The sequence below is a fragment of the Planctomycetota bacterium genome (assembly GCA_016125255.1).
Lineage (GTDB): Bacteria > Planctomycetota > Phycisphaerae > Phycisphaerales > Zrk34 > RI-421.
On record WGMD01000001.1, the window covers coordinates 16361 to 34115 of the forward strand.

At 64.8% G+C, this 17755-nt stretch carries 15 protein-coding genes; 9 read left to right on the forward strand and 6 right to left on the reverse strand.

From position 1 onward, the window contains the following. Positions 1 to 90: 90 nt before the first annotated feature. From GC162_00075 to GC162_00090, 4 genes are read left to right on the forward strand one after another with little or no spacing between them, the layout of a single operon-like run. Positions 91 to 612, forward strand: coding sequence for a sigma-70 family RNA polymerase sigma factor (locus tag GC162_00075; protein ID MBI1367025.1), 522 nt, complete (start codon positions 91 to 93; stop codon positions 610 to 612). Continuing rightward, positions 573 to 2162: a hypothetical protein gene (locus GC162_00080; GenBank protein ID MBI1367026.1), complete on the forward strand. Its 1590-nt coding sequence runs from the start codon at positions 573 to 575 to the stop codon at positions 2160 to 2162. Before GC162_00075 ends, GC162_00080 begins: the two co-directional genes overlap by 40 nt. A gap of 12 nt (positions 2163 to 2174) precedes the next feature. Continuing rightward, positions 2175 to 3059, forward strand: a complete 885-nt coding sequence (locus GC162_00085; protein ID MBI1367027.1) for a hypothetical protein — start codon at positions 2175 to 2177, stop codon at positions 3057 to 3059. Next, the gene (locus GC162_00090; protein MBI1367028.1) at positions 3056 to 3820 is read left to right on the forward strand and encodes a prepilin-type N-terminal cleavage/methylation domain-containing protein; all 765 of its coding nucleotides are present in this window, start codon (positions 3056 to 3058) and stop codon (positions 3818 to 3820) included. Before GC162_00085 ends, GC162_00090 begins: the two co-directional genes overlap by 4 nt. A gap of 18 nt (positions 3821 to 3838) precedes the next feature. Here the strand turns inward: GC162_00090 and GC162_00095 are convergent, their stop codons facing one another. Genes GC162_00095 through gcvP form a run of 3 tightly spaced genes read right to left on the reverse strand, consistent with a single transcriptional unit; the run spans position 3839 to position 7550 of the window. Next, positions 3839 to 4345: a hypothetical protein gene (locus GC162_00095; GenBank protein MBI1367029.1), complete on the reverse strand. Its 507-nt coding sequence runs from the start codon at positions 4343 to 4345 to the stop codon at positions 3839 to 3841. A 3-nt stretch (positions 4346 to 4348) separates the two neighbouring features. Continuing rightward, a complete protein-coding gene (locus GC162_00100) occupies positions 4349 to 4645 on the reverse strand; it encodes a hypothetical protein (protein ID MBI1367030.1) in 297 nt (98 codons plus the stop codon). A gap of 31 nt (positions 4646 to 4676) precedes the next feature. Then, the gene (gene gcvP / locus GC162_00105; protein ID MBI1367031.1) at positions 4677 to 7550 is read right to left on the reverse strand and encodes an aminomethyl-transferring glycine dehydrogenase; all 2874 of its coding nucleotides are present in this window, start codon (positions 7548 to 7550) and stop codon (positions 4677 to 4679) included. On the opposite strand from gcvP, the gene GC162_00110 reads away from it, so the two are divergent. Both GC162_00110 and GC162_00115 read left to right on the forward strand, forming a co-directional pair. After that, positions 7503 to 8219 (forward strand): hypothetical protein, encoded by a 717-nt coding sequence (locus GC162_00110; protein MBI1367032.1) that lies wholly within the window; start codon positions 7503 to 7505, stop codon positions 8217 to 8219. The two genes, gcvP and GC162_00110, sit on opposite strands and share 48 nt — an antisense overlap. A gap of 246 nt (positions 8220 to 8465) precedes the next feature. After that, positions 8466 to 11954: an FHA domain-containing protein gene (locus tag GC162_00115; GenBank protein MBI1367033.1), complete on the forward strand. Its 3489-nt coding sequence runs from the start codon at positions 8466 to 8468 to the stop codon at positions 11952 to 11954. Here GC162_00115 and sppA read toward each other — a convergent pair. Beyond that, entirely contained in the window at positions 11931 to 12938 is a 1008-nt protein-coding gene (gene sppA / locus GC162_00120) for a signal peptide peptidase SppA (protein ID MBI1367034.1), read from the reverse strand. The genes GC162_00115 and sppA overlap by 24 nt on opposite strands. Positions 12939 to 13147: 209 nt before the next feature. Here sppA and GC162_00125 point away from each other — a divergent pair, with 209 nt between their 5' ends. Further along, positions 13148 to 13942, forward strand: coding sequence for a DUF3445 domain-containing protein (locus tag GC162_00125; protein MBI1367035.1), 795 nt, complete (start codon positions 13148 to 13150; stop codon positions 13940 to 13942). A 142-nt stretch (positions 13943 to 14084) separates the two neighbouring features. After that, a complete protein-coding gene (gene sucD / locus GC162_00130; GenBank protein ID MBI1367036.1) occupies positions 14085 to 14996 on the forward strand; it encodes a succinate--CoA ligase subunit alpha in 912 nt (303 codons plus the stop codon). A gap of 116 nt (positions 14997 to 15112) precedes the next feature. On the opposite strand, the gene GC162_00135 is transcribed toward sucD, so the two are convergent. Next, complete coding sequence (locus GC162_00135) at positions 15113 to 15742, reverse strand: response regulator (protein ID MBI1367037.1); 630 nt, start codon at positions 15740 to 15742, stop codon at positions 15113 to 15115. Then, positions 15739 to 17229, reverse strand: coding sequence for a HAMP domain-containing protein (locus GC162_00140; protein MBI1367038.1), 1491 nt, complete (start codon positions 17227 to 17229; stop codon positions 15739 to 15741). The genes GC162_00135 and GC162_00140 overlap by 4 nt, the downstream gene beginning before the upstream one ends. Before the next feature lie 123 nt (positions 17230 to 17352). Between GC162_00140 and GC162_00145 the strand changes: the two genes are divergently transcribed. Continuing rightward, positions 17353 to 17700, forward strand: coding sequence for a hypothetical protein (locus GC162_00145; protein ID MBI1367039.1), 348 nt, complete (start codon positions 17353 to 17355; stop codon positions 17698 to 17700). Positions 17701 to 17755: the final 55 nt, after the last annotated feature.

The window sequence follows — 17755 nt, forward strand, 5'->3', positions numbered from 1 at the left end:
AATTTTTTTTCGATTCGCGGTGAGATCGCAGCGGCATCGGCGATTACAAGGGTGGAGGCAACGCAATTCGCGCTGACGCCCGGTCGCCGCATGACGCAGAATGCTGAGCAATTCGTCACGCAGTTAACCGCCGCCCAAACGGCGATTTACGCCTACATTCTGACGCTGTTGCCCGATCGCGGGGCGGCGGAGGATGTGCTTCAGGAGACGAATCTGACGCTCTGGCGCAAGGCCGATCAGTTTGAGGCGGGGACGAATTTTACCGCGTGGGCGTGTCAGATCGCGCATTACAAGGTGCTGGGCCATCGGCGCTCGTCGATGCGCGATCGTCATGTGTTCTGCGAAGCGACGCTCGAACGGCTCGCGGCCCGGCTCGACGCGGGGGTCGCCCAACTGAACGATCGACGCGATGCCCTGCGGCGCTGTCTCGACAAGCTCAGCGACGATCAGCGCGATCTATTGCGCAAGCGCTACGAGCCGGACGGATCGGTGCAGCGATTGGCGGACGAGATCGCGCGGCCGGTCGGTTCGGTGTCGCAGACGCTTTACCGGCTCCGGCAGGCGCTGCTCGAATGCATCCGCCGCCGATTGGCGGAGGAGCGGGCGTCATGAACGAACGCAACTTCGACAAGGCGGCGGTGGACCGGATGCTTGCCTCGGCGATGGAGTCGCCGATCGATGCGGCGGCGTGGCGCGAGCTGGACGAGACATTGGCGGTTGATGATGCGGCGTGCGATGCGTATCTGGATCAGATGACGCTGCACGCCATGCTCGAGCGCGAATTCGGCGGGCGCGCGGCGACGATCGCGCCGCAAGCGCGGAACGCGCCGGCGCGGCGCTGGCGCCTCGGGCCGATGGCGGCGGCGGCGATGGTGCTCCTCGGCGCGGTGATCGCGGTGGTGATGATGGGGTCACCGCGCGGCGGGATGCCGGCGGAGCGAGCGGCAAGGCGATGGGCGATCGTGACGGACATGGATCGCGCGAAGCTGGCCGATCGGGAGGATGGTCCCGCGCTGGGGGCGGGCGTCGGCGACGAACCGATCGAGCTGGTCAGCGGGTCGATGCAGTTGATGCTCAATGGCGGCGCGGTCGTGGACCTGGTCGGGCCGGCGAAGATGGCGCTGACGGGATCGAACGCGATGACGCTGATGGCGGGGGCAATGTCGGCGTGGGTCCCCGCCCGGGCGCACGGGTTTGCGGTCACGGCGCCGCATGCGAAGGTGGTCGACCTGGGCACGGAGTTCGGCATGCGCGTTCGGCCGAGCGGACGGGTCGAGTTGTCCGTGCTGCGCGGGCACGTGCAGCTCACATCCGGGGGGCGTTCGATGATTGTCGGGGCGCAGGAGGCGTATGCGATCGCGGGCGAAGGGGAGATCGAAAGCGTCGCGTTCGAGACGGGGCCGCGCGTGGCGGCGTGGTACGCGCTCGACGGCGACGGGCGGGACCGCTCGGGCAACGGGCTGGACCTGACGGCGGGCGCATCGCCGTTCGTCGGCGAAGCCGGGCCGATGAGCGGGATGACCGCCGCGACCTTCGCCAAGACGGACGGGCGGATGCAGCTTACGCGCAAGGTCAGCGCGGAGGAGCTTGCGAATTTTTCGACGACGCGGTTCTCGATCGAAGCATGGGTCCGCGATCCGGACCTTTTGACGAGCGGCGATCACGACGGCGTGATGGCGTATCGCAATCAGGATGACAATCGGTTTCAGTTCACGATCCTCGGCCCGGCGGGGGCGGCGAAGCTTGGCGCGATCCGGCTCGACTACATCCGCGATGACACCGGGGCGTTCTACGCCGCGGCGGGTTCGGACGCGCTGACGTGGACGCGCGGCGTGTGGTACCACGTCGTCGTGTCGTATGACGCCAACACGTCCGCGCCGGGCGACAGCATCATCCGCATTTTCCGCACGGCGCTGGACGGCGCGAGCGCGACGCAATGCGTGGCTGAGCTGTTTGGCCAGCCGGACATTCGCCCGCTGACGGCGGGGGGCGTGCTGACCGTGGGCGGGTTCGAGAACAATCCGACGCGCAGCTTCGGGGGCAGTCTTAGCGGCGTGGGTTACATCAATCATTGTCTGAGCGAGCGCGAGATCGCCGCTCAGATCAAAACCGGACCGGCGTTCGACACCACCTCGCCCCAACCACTCGGGGCACGACCTTAAAGGAGACCTGTGATGAGCGTGAGCAAGCAATTTTTGAGCGTGATGGGATGCGTGATGATGTTCGGGGCGGCGGCGCAGGCGGCGCAGGTCGATCCGTATGTGACGAACGCGAACACGGTCGTGCTGTATCACCTTGACTCGGGCACGGGGACGAACACCACGGCGGATGCGTCGGGAAATGGACTGACGCTGACGTCCAACGCCTCGTTCTCGCCGTTCGCCGGCGTGAGCGGGCCGACGGGATTGGGCACGGCGGGGACGTTCCCGAAAACGAACGGCGGGTATCAACTGACGCGCACGCTCACCACGCCGGAGCTTTCGCTTTTCGACACGACGCACTTCACGATCGAAGCATGGGTCCGCAATCCGGACCTGGTCACGACCGGCGACCACAACGGCGTTCTGGCCTACCGCGGCGCGACCGGGCGTTTCCAGTTCACCGTGCTGGGCCCGTCCAGCGGGGCCAGCGCCGGGCGGCTGCGCCTCGACTACAACAAGGCGAGCGACGGAAGTTTCTATGGCTCGGCGGCGTCCAGCGCGCTGACGTGGGAGACGGACGTGTGGTATCACGTCGTCGTGACGTACGACGCCAACACCGCCGCCGCCAACGACAGCATCATCACGTACTACCGCAACGCGTTCGGCGATCCGGATGCGCCGCTTTTGATGGTGGGTCAGCTCACGAATCAGCCGGACATCAAGCCGCTCGATCTGGGCGGGTCGCTGAATCTGGGCGGGTTCGAGAGCAACCCGACGCGCAGCTTCGGCGGGAACATCGACGAGGTGCGCTATTCCAACGCGGTGCTTTCGACGTTCAACCTCACGGTGCCGACGCCCGCGGCGCTGCCGGCGGGGCTCGCGATGATGGGTATGATGATGATGCGGCGACGCAAATGAAACACATGATGCAACATCGCGAAGCGCATTGTACGGCGAATCGGCGCGAACTCGGCGCGTTCACGCTCATCGAACTGCTCGTCGTCGTGGCGATCATCGGACTGCTCGTTTCGATTCTGCTGCCGAGTCTCGCGGCGGCGCGCGAGCAGGCGAAGATCCTCGTGTGTGCGACGAACCTGCGCACGATGCTTCAGGCGACGGCGCTGTACGCGCAGGACAACAAGGATCACGCCCCGCTGCACGGCTCGGACCCGTACATCATGATCAGCGGCAACGGGCCTTATCCCAGTCCGCCCTACTGGGACGCCCGGCTCGTTCAGTACACCGGCACGAAAACCTACAACCCCAAGCTCTTTTCATGCCCGACCGTCCGGGCCTACTGGCAGAAAAACGACTCGGCGACGGTGCGCACGTATCGCATGAACCTGACCGTCGGCGGATGGGACAAGGCGACGAACACGAACAAGGACGAACCGACGCTCAGCTCGTTCAAGTTCCCCGGGCGGACGCTGGTGTACACGGAGGACTGGTCGGCGTGGACGTACAACACGATCTGGGCATGGAACCTGCGCGACTGGTTCGACCTGCCGGTGGCGCATCTGTGGACCGACTTCACCGCCACGGCCTGGGGCCCGCGACCGGCGTCGGGCGGCTCCAACTTCTCCTTCATCGACGGACACGTCGCCTTCACCCGCCACATCGACGGCTACCCCGACAACCGCGTCGAGAATTACATCATCAATCCCAACAAAGATTTTTGAAATCGTCGAGCATGATTACTATTTTCTGTTCCCAATCATCTTGCGAACCAGCAAATCTGTGAGATAAAGTTCGACGCCCGGTGTTTCCTTGATCGTTGGCCATTGCGCAAAGACCTGCTCAACCCGTTCAATCAGCGCAAGCACATCAGTTCGTAAAAACTGAGCCGCCAAATTGTAATCCGCACGATGGCGTGCCTCCTGCAACGTCACAAAAGTGTCTGCGGCGGCACGAAGTTCTTTCGTAACTACAATGGTCGGATGAATATCTGGGAGAGTCCCCCCAGCAAACGATTTTGAAGCAAGAGCCATCGCTTCATGGTTGAATGCGCGTGCCAGAAAGTGCCTTTGCGCGGCTTTTTGTTGACTCGTTCCAATATGCTGTCGCGCAGACTGATCGATCAAGAAATGGAATAATGCGTAATATGCATCTGAGATCGCCCGGCGCAGGTTTGCTTGTTTTGGTTTGCGCGGTTCCCTCTTCGCCAAATGATTGGCTTGTTTCAGTAATTCATGGTGATATGCCAAGCATCAACTCCCGGAATTAATCTCCTGCATCTCCGCTTCAGTGCGAAATGTCAGATAGGGCCATTCCTCAAATCCTGTCTCGGAGAGTTTTTGCTTGATCCGCTCTTCAATCGGCGCCAACATCACCCAACGACGCTCATCATCGCTCGTCTGATCATCCAGAATGACCCAAACGCGAAATGCCCGGTCACCCAGAGAATCAACATCCTGTTGAACTTGAATTCGCTTGACTACAGGACGATTTGGCAATTCCAGCGACTTGGGGTCTAAAATAGACTCAATTTTACTGTTTGTCACCATGCCTGGATTATAGTTCGCCAACGATGCTTTTTCACTTGCCGTACGCGCTGAGCGGCGGGCAGGTGCAGATGAGGTTGCGGTCGCCGTAGGGGTTGTCGATGCGGCCGACGCTGGGCCAGAACTTGTACTGCTTGAGCCACGGCGCGGGATACGCCGCCTGCTGGCGCGAATACTTGCGGGTCCATTCGTCGGCGGTGACCACGGCTGCGGTGTGCGGGGCGTGGTGCAGCGGATTGTCTTCGCCGTCCATGTCGCCGCGCTCGATGGCGCGGATTTCCTCGCGGATGCTGATCATCGCATCGCAGAAGCGGTCGAGCTCCGCCTTGGATTCGGACTCGGTGGGCTCGATCATGAGCGTGCCGCCGACGGGCCAGCTCATCGTCGGGGCGTGGAACCCGTAGTCCATGAGCCGCTTGGCGATGTCTTCGACGCTCACATGGGCGGAGTGCAGGAATTCGCGGCAGTCCATGATGCACTCGTGCGCGACGAGGCCGTGCTGCCCGGTGTAGACGACATCGTAATGACCGGCGAGGCGGCGGGCGATGTAGTTGGCGTTGAGGATCGCCACCTGCGTCGCGCGCGTCAGTCCTTCGGCGCCCATCAGTGCGATGTAAACCCACGAGATCGGCAGGATGCTGGCCGAGCCCCACGGCGCGGCGCTGACCGGACCGACGGCGGCGTCCTCGACGAGCGGATGCGACGGCAAAAAGTCCTTGAGCTTGTCGTTGACGGCGATGGGGCCCATGCCCGGACCGCCGCCGCCGTGTGGGATGCAGAAGGTTTTGTGCAGGTTGAGATGGCAGACGTCGGCCCCGATTTCGCCGGGGCTGGTCAGGCCGACCTGCGCGTTCATGTTGGCGCCGTCCATGTAGACGAGCCCGCCGCGCTCGTGAACGATCCTGCACGCATCGCGCACCCCGGCTTCGAAGACGCCGTGCGTCGAAGGGTACGTGATCATCAGCGCCGCGAGATTGTCAGCGTGCTCGGTGGCTTTGGCGGCAAGGTCGTCGAGGTCGATGTTGCCGTTCGCATCGCAGGCGACGGTCACGACGGAGAACCCGGCGATGACGGCGGAGGCGGGGTTGGTCCCGTGCGCGCTTGTGGGAATCAGACAGACGGTGCGATGCGTGTCGTTGCGGGCTTCGTGATACCCGCGGATGGCGAGCAGACCCGCGTACTCGCCCTGCGAGCCGGCGTTGGGCTGAAGCGACACGGCGGCGAAACCCGTCACTTGCGCCAGCCACGTTTCCAAATCTTCAAACAGCTTCGCATACCCCTTGGCCTGATCGGCCGGGGCGAAGGGATGCAGCTTGCCGAACTGCGGCCAGGTGACGGGAATCATCTCGCTGGTCGCATTGAGCTTCATCGTGCACGACCCGAGCGGGATCATCGAATGGCACAGCGACAGATCGCGCGACTCGAGCCGGCGAATGTAGCGGAGCATCTCGTGCTCCGCGTGATACGCGTTGAAGACCGGATGCGTCAGGAACGACGAGCGACGCACGAGGCGCTGATCGACCGTCAGATCATCCGCGCTCGCCGCTTCGTCGGCGAACCATTCGGGAACGACCCCTTCGTTGAATGCCGCGAGGACATCGGCGATGTCCGCGCGGGTTGTCGTTTCATCAAGCGCGATGCCGATGGAACCGTCGGCGAAGCGGCGCAGATTGAGGCCGCGCTTCAGGGCGCCGGCGACGATCGGACCGGCGGGCGTTGCCGGTTCGACGGCGAGCGTGTCGAAGTAAGTCGTGGTCAAAAGCGCATGACCCAGTCGCTGAACGCCCCGGGCGAGGAGCGAAGCATAACCATGCACGCGCCGGGCGATGCGCGTCAGGCCTTCGGGACCGTGGTACACGGCGTACATGCCCGCCATGATGGCCAGCAGCACCTGCGCGGTGCAGATGTTGCTCGTCGCGCGGTCGCGCTTGATGTGCTGCTCGCGGGTCTGGATGGAGAGGCGGTACGCCGGATTGCCCGCCGAGTCGCGCGAGACGCCGACGAGTCGGCCAGGCATCTTGCGGGCGTATTTTTCATGCGTGGACAGGAACGCCGCGTGCGGTCCGCCGTAGCCCATCGGCACGCCGAAGCGCTGCGACGAACCGACGGCGATGTCCGCCCCGAATTCGCCCGGGGCTTTGAGCAGCGTCAGCGCGAGCAGGTCCGTCGCCACGACGAGCAATGCGTCCGCGCCATGCACCTGCGCCGCCAGATCGGCGTAGTCATGGATCTGCCCGGTCGTGTTCGGATACTGCACGAGGACGCCGCAGATATCCTGCGACGAAAGGTCGATCGACCCAACCGGCCCGACGCGCAGCTCGATGCCCATCGAAATCGCCCGCGTGCGGACGACGTTGATCGTCTGCGGATGACAATCGTCGGCGATGAAGAACGCCGGCTTGTCGTGGTTCGCGACGGCGAAACACATCGCCATCGCCTCCGCCGCGGCCGTGCCCTCGTCGAGCAGCGATGCGCCGGCGAGCGGCAGCGCGGTCAGATCGCTGACCATTGTCTGAAAGTTGAGGAGCGCTTCGAGGCGGCCCTGCGAAATCTCGGCCTGATAGGGCGTGTACTGCGTGTACCAGCCGGGGTTTTCGAGGATGTTGCGCCCAATGACCGGCGGGACGATCGTGTCGTAGTACCCCATGCCGATCATGGAGCGCATCACCTGATTCTGCTCCGCCATTTTGCGAAGCGACGCGACCAACTCGAACTCCCCGCGCACCTTGTCAAGGCCGGTCAGCTTCATCGGCTTTTTCAGACGGATCGCCGCCGGCACGACCGCATCCGCCAGCGCGTCGAGCGAGGCGTAACCGATGCGCTCGAGCATCTCGGCAAGCTCGTGCTCGCGCGGCCCCAGATGGCGGCGAACAAACGTATCCGACGGCTTCAAAAGGTCATCAGTCATGGCAGGAGGCGACGCCAGGGAGGGAGCATTCATGTCTTTTTCATCCAGTGGCGGGAAGGCACAAGTGTAGACCTGCCGCGACCGTCTCGCAAATGCGATTCGGCGACCCTATCATGGGGTAATTCCGGGGTAATCCGGTATCTGGCCCGCGATTTTTGCACCCCCCTGCCCGGACTGAACATGAGCGAACCCATCCGTCACCAAGACATCGGCATCATCGTCGTGGACCACGGCTCCCGCCGCCCCGAGTCCAACGACATGCTCCTGTCCGTCGTCAAGCTCTTCGCCGAGCAGACCGACTACCGCATCATCGAGCCGGCCCACATGGAGCTCGCCGAGCCGACCATCGAGCAGGCGTTCGACCGGTGCGTGGAGCGCGGGGCGAAAGTCGTGGTGTGTCACCCGTATTTTCTATTGCCGGGCCGGCACTGGAATCAGGACATTCCAAACCTGACCGCCGCCGCCGCGAAGCGCCATCCGGGCATCCGCTGGATGGTCACCGCCCCATTGGGTTTGAACGAGAAACTGCCGATGGTCATGTCTGACGCCATCGCCCACTGCCTCTCCCGCGTCGCCGGCGAAGCCGAGGAATGCCCCGCCTGCCGGGGGACGGGTAAATGCCGCATCAATACCGTGGCGGAAACAAGTGGTGATGTGGTGATATCGTGATGGGGTGATATGAACGGCCTCCGCGTTTGTCGCTCCCACATCGCCCCTTCGCCCAATCACCCCTTCACCCCATCTAAAAACCGCTGGCAAAAACACTTGTCGGTTCGGGGATCGGAATGTATGATGAATACTGGCAAAGGTACATGGATTCTCGATCCGTGCGCACGCAGCTTGAGGACGCTTTGACCGTGCGGGCGGGATCGGGCCTGGTGGCAATCGTTCCATCATGACCAGCGGCAAAGGGAAGTGCCGCGCAATGTTTTGCGATGTCGGCCGCGCCGGGACTCCGTTGGGGTCAGAGTCCCGCATCCGGAATGGAACGCTTCCGGGGTGCGTCGGCGTCGAGAGGGCCTGCCCGTGCTGATCATCACCATCGTGTCCGGTCCCGAGAAGGGCCGGGTGTTTCGTCTCGACGATGCGCGCACGCACCGGATCGGTCGCCATCGCGGATCGATCCCGCTCGACGATCGCTCCGTCTCAAGCAGCCACGCCGAGATCGCCCAGCACAACGGCCTGTGGATGGTCACCGATCTGGACTCGTCCAACGGGACATGGGTCAACAAGCAACCGGTCAAAGGCGAGCCCGCCCCGCTCAGCGACGGCGACCGCATTCAGTTCGGGCGCACCATGGTCGTCTTCAACGTCGTCGAAGCCGACGCCGCCGGGGACACCAGCGCCGGCTCCTCCGCTGTCCGGTCGGCGATGGCGGTCGAGGAAAATAATCAGAAGCTCTTGACCGAGATTCTCGATCTGCTCCGCGCGCAGGCCAACGAGCCGATGGCGCTGGCGGCGGATCATCATGACGATGACACCACCGTCGATCTGCTTCAAAAGGTGCTCGCGGCCGTGCAGACCCGGCGGGACGAACCGGCGGTTCATCACGAAACCGCCCCCGACCTGACGCCCAAGCTCGACGCCATCATCGAACTCGTCAGCCAGCGCGATGACGCGGACCTTTCCCGCAAACTCGATCAGCTTCGCGCCGCAATGCCGGCCCCCGCCGACGCGGCGGATGACCAGCTGCTGGGCAAGCTCGACGAACTGCTCGCCCGCATCGACAAGCTGCCGCAGACCCTGCCCGCGCCCGTCGCCGCCGCGAAGCCCGCCGACGATCCTCGCGTTCAGCACATTCTCGATGCCGTCACCAAAGAATCGCCCGACACGATCACGCCCAAACTCGACGCCCTGCGCCAAGCCATCGAAGCCCGCGCGGCCGCCGAGCCGGACCCGCGGCTCGATGAGCTTCTGGCGGCGGTGCGCGCGATTCATATCCCCCAAGCCCCCGCCGCCGTCGATCTGACGCCGGTCCTCGAAGCGTTGTCCAAGCTGCCGACGCGCGCGGTCGAGACGAAGCTCGACAAGCTGCTGCTCACCACGCAGGTCGACAATGCCGCCTACATCGCGCCGAAGCTTCAGTCGATTCTCGAAGCGGTGCAGACCAGTTCCGCCGATGCGCAGCGTGAAAAGCTCGACGCCATTCTCAAGGCGGTCCAGTGGCCGACTGCCGCCGATGTGAACCGCAAGCTTGATGAACTGCTCAAGGCCCCCAAGCCCGTCGATCCCGCCGCGGCGCTTTCGCCGAAGCTCGATGCGGTCATCGAAGCCGTGCGCGCGATGCGTGATGCGGACCTGCATGCGAAACTCGACGCCCTCGCCGCCGCGCCGAAGGAGGACCTCAGGCCGCTGCTCGAATCGCTGGCGCAGTCGGTCGCGCAGCACAGCGATGCGTCGCTGCACGCCAAGATCGATGCGCTGATCGCCGAGCCGAAGGCCGACCCGGGCCCGAAGCTCGAGGCGATTCTCGAAGCGGTTCATGCGATGCGCGATGGCGAGTTGCATGACAAGCTTGATGCGCTCCTGGCGGAGCCGAAAGACGATCTCAAGCCGCAGCTTGCCACGATGCTCGAAGCGATCAACGCCGCGCGCGATGGCGAGTTGCATGACAAACTTGACGCGCTGGCGAATGCTCCGAAGGCGGACTCCAGCGACAAACTCGATGCGATTCTTGAAGCGGTCAAGGCGGAGCCGGACACATCCGCCGCCGAGGCGCTGGCTCAGCAGGTCGCCGACCTCAAGGCCGCCGTTGAACTCGACCGCACCGGCGCGATCGCGGCGAAGCTCGAAGCGGTGTTCGAGACGTTCCAGTCCCGTTCCAGCAAGGCGCTGCACGATCGGCTTGACGCCATCACCGACGCCCTGACCGCCCCGCAGCCCCCTGCCGCGCCTGCCGTCGACCCGACGATCACCGAAAAGCTCGACGCCATCGTCGCCCGGCTCTACGAACCGCGCCCCGCGTCCCACGACGCCGGCGACACGGGCGCTAAACTCGATGTGCTCATCGACGCCGTGCAGACCGGCCGCGAGATCGATGCCGACTTCGCTGAGAAGCTCGACGCCATCGTGGTCGCCGTCGATGATCAGCGTCAGCAGCAATCCGCCCGCGACGCGCAGTTCGCCGGCCTCGTCGAGGCCTTCCTCGCCAATACCGATCACGCCGCCACGCACGAAGCCCTCGCCCAGATCATCGCCCGGCTCGACACGCTGCGCGACTCGGCCCCGGCCCCCGCACCCGCCGCGCCGGATGTGACGCCCAAGCTCGATGAAATCCTCGCGGCCGTGCACGCCAACGCCCCCGTCGCCCCGGCTCCCGGCGAGCCCGACCCGCGGCTCGACAAGCTCCATGCGCTCGTCGAGCAGCTTTACGAGGAAGTCGCCACGCGTCCCCCCGCCGCGCCGCAGCCGGTGCAGAGCGAACCCGACCCGCGGATCGATCAGGTGCTCGAACACCTGCGCGCCCTGCCCGCCGAAGCGCCGACCATCGCGCCCGATCCGCGGCTGGATCAGATCATCGACAAGCTTAGCGCCCTCGCCGCCGCCTCCGCGCCGGTCGCGCCGAGCGTCGAGCCCGATGCGCGGATCGATGACATTCTCGCAGCCGTGCGAGCGCTGCCGACCGAGGCGCCGGCCGCACCGGCGAGCGAGCCCGATCATCGCATCGACACCGTGCTCGCCGAGCTGACGGCCCTCAAGGCGACGCGGCCGGTCGCCGGTGAAACCGCACCGCTGACGCTGCCGCAGATGCCGGATCACGCACCGATGCTCGAGCGGATTCTCGAAGCGGTGCAGGCCAAATCGCACGCCGCCGCGCCGATGCCGGGGGCGTTCAATACGAATCGCGTGGAGACGTTGCTCGAACAATTGCTAGGACGGATGGCCAGTCTGTCGACCGTGCCCAATCCCGAGCGTGTCGTCAGCGACATGTTCGGCCTGCTGCGCTCGCTGGAGCAGGAGCAACAGCGTCAGGCGGACACGCTGCGCGAGTTGATGGCCGACATGGAGCGCCAGCGCCGCCGGCCGAGCGCCGCACCGAAGCTCGATGACGACGATGAAGATCGCACGATCAACAGTCTGCTCGTGTACGAACCGCCCCGCCGCGGCGCGACGCCGGCCGCGTCGGTGGTCGTCCCGCACCGCCCGCAATCGCGCGGCTCGTCGGGCCACCGGTCGGTGCTGCTGACCGTCATGCTGTACCTGGGCATTACGCTTTTCGTCGTCTGGGGCGTGCTGACGCTCAAGGACGGCCGGGCGTTCAATCCGTTCGGCGCGGAGCCCGAACACATCACGCCCGCCCCCGTCTCGCCGACGGGCAACAGCATCACGCCCTCGCCCATCGACACGTCCGCCCCCAGCGCCTCGGCCGCCGCCTTGTCCTCACGGACCGCCCGCCTGCCATAAGTACCAGAACGCCCCCGAACTCGTCTCGCCCATCGCCTGCACGTTGATCTGCGCGAGGTTGATCTGCGTTGTCCCCGTCGGAATGTTCGGCGCCTCCGCATAAGCCGACCCGTGCATGTCGCCTTCGCGGTGATAGAGCACGAGATTCGCTCGCTCAATACCGGCGCGCTTCTTGGCGACGGCGAACGCGTCGTACAGATCGCCGACGTCGTCGACGAGGCCGAGTTTCGCCGCTTCGGTTCCGGTGAACACCCGTCCGTCCGTCACGATCGCCCACTGATCCGCCGGAATCTTCGGGCGGCTGTCCTTCACGATGCCTTTGAAGCGTCCGTAAAAGTCATCGACGATTTGCTGAAAGAGCGCGCGCTGCTCGGGCTTGAGCGATTCGAGCGGCGAGCCCGCCGCCTTGTTGGGCCCGCTGGTGATGGCGTCGGCGCTGATGCCGATTTTGTCCATGACGGGTTTGAAGCTGACGGTCTGCATGATGACGCCGATGCTGCCGGTGATCGTCGTCGGGTACGCCACGATCTCGTCCGCCGCGCACGACAGGTAATAGCCCCCGCTGGCCGTGACGTCCATCATCATGGCCACGACCGGCTTGCCGCTCATTTCCCTGAACCGCTTCACTTCGCGGTACATCGCATCCGAGGCCGTCACCGTTCCGCCGGGCGTGTTGAGCCGGAGGATGATCGCCTTGACGCGACTGTCCGTGCGTGCTTCTTCGAGTTTCTCGTGCAGGAGCCCCACCGGATTGTCCGACTCGCTCAAAAAGCCCTTGCTCGAAGAATTGGTGATGAGCCCCGTGACGTCAATGATCGCCACGCGATCGCTCACGAAACCGCCGGCATCCTGCACGACGCTCGATTCGATCTTCCGATCCGCCGGCGAGGACCCGAGCGTAAACGAAATCGGCCCGCAGCCGCCGAGCGTCGCCGCCGCACATACCATCATTGCAAACCGCATCATGATTGGCTCCTTGATCATGTAGTGTAGATATTTTTCGCCGTGCAAACACGGGCCGACCTGCTGATAACACGGCGTGGGTGGGCCACGAAGACGCGAAGGCGCGAAGAAAGACAAAAGCGACGAAGTGCTTGAAATTTTCCCTCGCCTTCCTTCGCGTCTTCGCGCCTTCGTGGCTCACCTCCCCGCATCTTCGTGTCTCTGTGGTGACAACTTCCTAAAATCGCCGCATGACTCTCACATTTCCATTTGAATCAGGGCGGTATGACGTCGCGGTCGGCGTGCGGCCGATCAGCGGGCCTTATTTTGTATGCGACGACGATCTATCGCGCTATCAGGCGGCCAAGTCGGCCAGCGGGGCGACAACCTTGTTTCACGATTGCCCGCATGAGGTCCGCCGCGTGGCGTGGGCGTTTGTCAGCAATCGCGTCAACAAGGCCTACGGCTTCGACCTTCCGGGGGCACTTCCGGGGGCGTATCACGAGGGCGCGTTCGAGGCGCTGGGCGGAAGGATCGCGGAGGACATGGCGATCGTCTGCGCGGAAGGCGGGCGCGAATGGGCGGGCATGATCGATGTGCGTTTGCCGAGCGGATGGAACCCGGCGGAGAAGATCGGGCGGAGCTTCGCGGAGATTCACGCGCCGGTGCCGGGCATGGCGGCGATCAACCGGGCGGGGCCGTCGGTGGTGAACATGATGATCGAGAAGAAGCCGATGGAGCGGTACGTATGGGGCGTGCAGTTCGATGATCAGTTCGACAAGCATCCGCAGCGTGCGCGTCATGCGGTGTTCGACCCCGATCGACCGCGCCTGTTCGTGCGACACGAACGGCAGATCATCGTGGGCTTCCCCTCCGTCCGGGCGGCGTTGTTCATCATCCGTCTGTCGCTGCATGAGGTCAGCACGCTCAGGGCCGCCCAGCGTGTGGGGCTCGCCGCCGCCCTGCGATCGATGACGCCCGAGCAGCGGAAGTACAAGGGCGTGGCGGATGCGTTTGATGCGATCATCAGATATCTCGGCACATGAGTGAGGGGTCGGGGATCAGATAAAGGCGGAAGGACTTCCCTGCTGAACCTTCAACCCCGACCCCTGAACCCTTCTTGGCGTCCCCCGCGACTTCCGCTAGACTGGGCGGCTCGCTGATCCCACGAATTTGCAGGAACATACCATGAGCATTCTCATCAATTCGAACACCAAGGTCATCTGCCAGGGCATCACCGGCTCCGCCGGCGCTTTCCATACCAAGGGCTGCCTCGACTACGGCACGAAAATGGTCGGCGGCATCACGCCCGGCAAGGGCGGACAGAAAGACGCCAACGGCCTGCCGATCTTCAACACCGTCGAAGACGCGGTCAAATCCACCGGCGCCGACGCCACGATGATCTTCGTGCCCCCGCCCTTCGCCGGCGACGCCATTCTCGAAGCCGCCGACGCCGGCGTCCGCGTCATCATCGCCATCACCGAAGGCATCCCCGTCGCCGACATGATCCGCGTCAAGGAAGCGCTGAAGCGCTATCCCAACTCGTACCTGATCGGCCCCAACTGCCCCGGCGTGATCAGCCCCGCCGAGAAAAACCCGTGCAAAATCGGCATCATGCCCGGCTACATTCATATGCCCAAGAGCAAGGCCAAGACCGGCAAGGCCGTCGGCATCATCAGCCGTTCGGGCACGCTGACGTACGAAGCCGTCTGGCAGTGCTCGGCCTGCGGGATCGGGCAGACGACCTGCATCGGCATCGGCGGCGACCCGGTCAAGGGACTCAACTTCATCGACCTGATGGACATGTTCAACGATGATCCCGAAACCGACGGCATCATGATGATCGGCGAAATCGGCGGGTCCGACGAGGAGAAGGCCGCGGCGCATATCAAGGCGAAGATCAAGAAGCCCGTCGCCGCCTTCATCGCCGGCCGCACCGCCCCGCCCGGCAAACGCATGGGCCACGCCGGCGCGATCATCTCCGGCGGTCAGGGCACGGCCGAGACGAAGATCGCCGCGCTGACCGACGCCGGCATCGCCGTCGCGCAAAGCCCCGCGGACATGGGCGAAGCGATGGCAAGGGCGCTGAAATTGGCGTAACGAAAGCCGTCAGGTTTCAGCTTTCAGCAATCAGCCGCAAATGATAAGGCCCCGCCGCAACGGTGGGGCCTTTCTTCTTTGCTGATCGCTGACGCCTGAAAGCTGACCGCTTCCTGCTATTCCGGCCTCAACCCCTGCTGTTCATATTCGGCGAGTTTGTTGTAGAGCGTGCGGCGGGAGATGCCCAGCGCTTCGGCGGCGGCGGTGCGGTTGCCGGCATGCGTCTTGATCGCCGCGAAGATCATCTGCCGCTCCACTTCCGCGATCGTCTGCGGCTTCGGCGCTTCCGCCTCGCCCGCGGGTGCCTCCGGCGCATCGTTTGCATCGGGCAGACTCGGCATCACCGGCGAAAGCCGACGCCGCGCCCGGTCCAACGCCGCTTCGATCTCGCCCAGATGGCACGGCTTGGCCAGAAAGTCGACGACGTTGTGACGGATCGCGCGCTGCGCGGCGGGCACGTCGCCGAAGCCCGTCATGATGATGACCGGCGTGTCGGCGTAGCGCTCGCGGAAACGGTCGAGAAACGAAAGCCCGTCCATCACCGGCAGATTCAGATCGAGCATGACGATATCCGCCGGCCGCTCGGCCAGAAGCGAAAACGCCTGCTCGGCCGTCCGCGCCGCGACGGGATCGTAACCCATCTCCGGCAGCACATCGACGAGCAATTCGCGCAGCCGACTTTCATCTTCAATGATCAGCACGCGCCGGCGTTGGGCCGCCATCGAACTCATCGGACCTTCCATCATGACGCCGTCACCGTGCCGACCGACGAAGCCGCGGACTCCAGCGGCGCGCCCGCCGCGGGAAGCTCGAACGTGAACACGCTGCCCGCACCGACGCCGGCGCTGCGGGCGTGCAGCCGGCCCCGGTGCTGCATCGCGATGGCGTGCGCCACCGAAAGGCCCAATCCCGTGCCGCGCTGATCACGCTGCGGTTTATCCGTAAAAAACGGCTCGAACACGCGCGGCAGCGCCTCGGCGCTGAGGCCGCGACCGTTGTCGGTGACTTGGATCGTGATCCAACCCGCCTGCCGGCGCACCTGCACATCGACCCGCCCCGTCCGCGGCTCCACCGCCTCCAGCGCGTTGGACACGACGTTGATGAGCACCTGCGTGATCTGCGCTTCGTTGGCCTCGGCGATCAGCGGCGCGGTTTCGTCCAGCTCGACGTTCACGCTCCGGTCGGCGAACTGGGGCAGTCCGCCGAGCAGTTCGCCGACGCGCTGAACGATGGGCCCGATCGGCGTGGGCCGGCGCGTCTGTTCATTTTCAGGGCGCGACAGGGTCAGTAGCTGCGCCGTGATGTCGCGGCAGCGGAAGGCCTCTTCGCAGACGATCTTCAGCGCCTTGGCCGATCGCTCCATCGCGGCCGGACTGGTCGCATCGCGGTTGAGCATGGCGAGCGCCGACTCGGCGTAGCCGCAGATGATGCCCAGCGGGTTGTTGATTTCATGGGCGAGTCCCGCCGCCAGATACCCGACGCTCGCGAGCCGCTCGGAACGGACAAGTTGCTGACTCCGCGCGTTGACCTGCTCCTCCAGATCGCGGTAGAGCGTGTCGAGGTGGTCCGCCATGCGATTGAACTGCACGGCGAGCTGGGCGAATTCGCGGTCGCCTTCCGTGGGCACATGATGATCGAAGTCGGCGGCGGCGGCGCGGCGGACCGCCGCATCGAGCCGGCGCAGCGGCGACATCACGCTGCGATACTGACGCACGCCGATGACGATCGCCGCGATGAGCGTGGCGGCGAGCAGACCGGCGAGCGCCCAGATCGTCGCGGTGAGGCGATCGGATGCGGCGCGGCGGTTGTCGATGATGCGCGTGCGCATGTCGGCGGCGAGCGTGGCGACCTCGCCCAGGGCGGTGTTGATCTGATCGACGCGCGGCTCAGCCCGATGGCTCTGATCGATCACCCGATTGAGCCGATCGATGATCGAAGCGATCGCCGGCGAGGGCTCGCGTTTCTGAAGCTCCTCCGCCAATCGCAACGCCGTGCCGATCTCCGCGCTGACGGCGTCGGCGTCCTTGATCTGTGCGTTGATGAGCAGCCGGGCCGATGCGGCGTGATGGCCCACTTCGTACACCGCCCGAAGCTGATCGTACCGATCCTCCGCCACATCAAAATGCTTGCTCATGCCCATGAGCCCCCACACCGACGCCCCGCCGATGAGCAGCAGCGCCGCCACGAGCGCGACGATGTGAAGGGCGAGTTTGCGGGCGAGCGTCATGGGCATTCTCACCTTGAAAAATCGGGCTCCCGATTATACGCCGACCTTCCCGACCGCCTGAAACGTGCACATATTGCCCATGCCTCGACGCCTTGCCGTCGCTCTCGCCGCCGCTTACGCTCTTGGCCTGTGCAACGACGGATCACGCCCATCGCGACGCTCCTCTGGCTGAGTCTCTGGCTCGGCGTCATCGTCCCCGTGCACACACGCGGGGGCATCAGCGACGACGCCTGCGCCGCTCATGGCAAGTCGTGCTGCGCCGCCCCCGCCGACGCGCCGCCGACGCCCAAAGATCAGCCGATGCGCCACTGCGCCGTCTGCGATCTGGTGGCCCGACTCGACGCCACGCCCCCGCCCGATCTTTCGCTTCCCCCCGCCGGTCTGGCGCTGCGCCTGACCCCGCCCGCGCCGGAGGCATCGCCCCGTGCCGCTCACTTCGTCCATTACTTTGAGCGCGGCCCGCCGACGTCGGCCTGATCATACGCCGATCCATCCAACATCATTCTCCGCTTTTCATTCAACCCGCATTCGA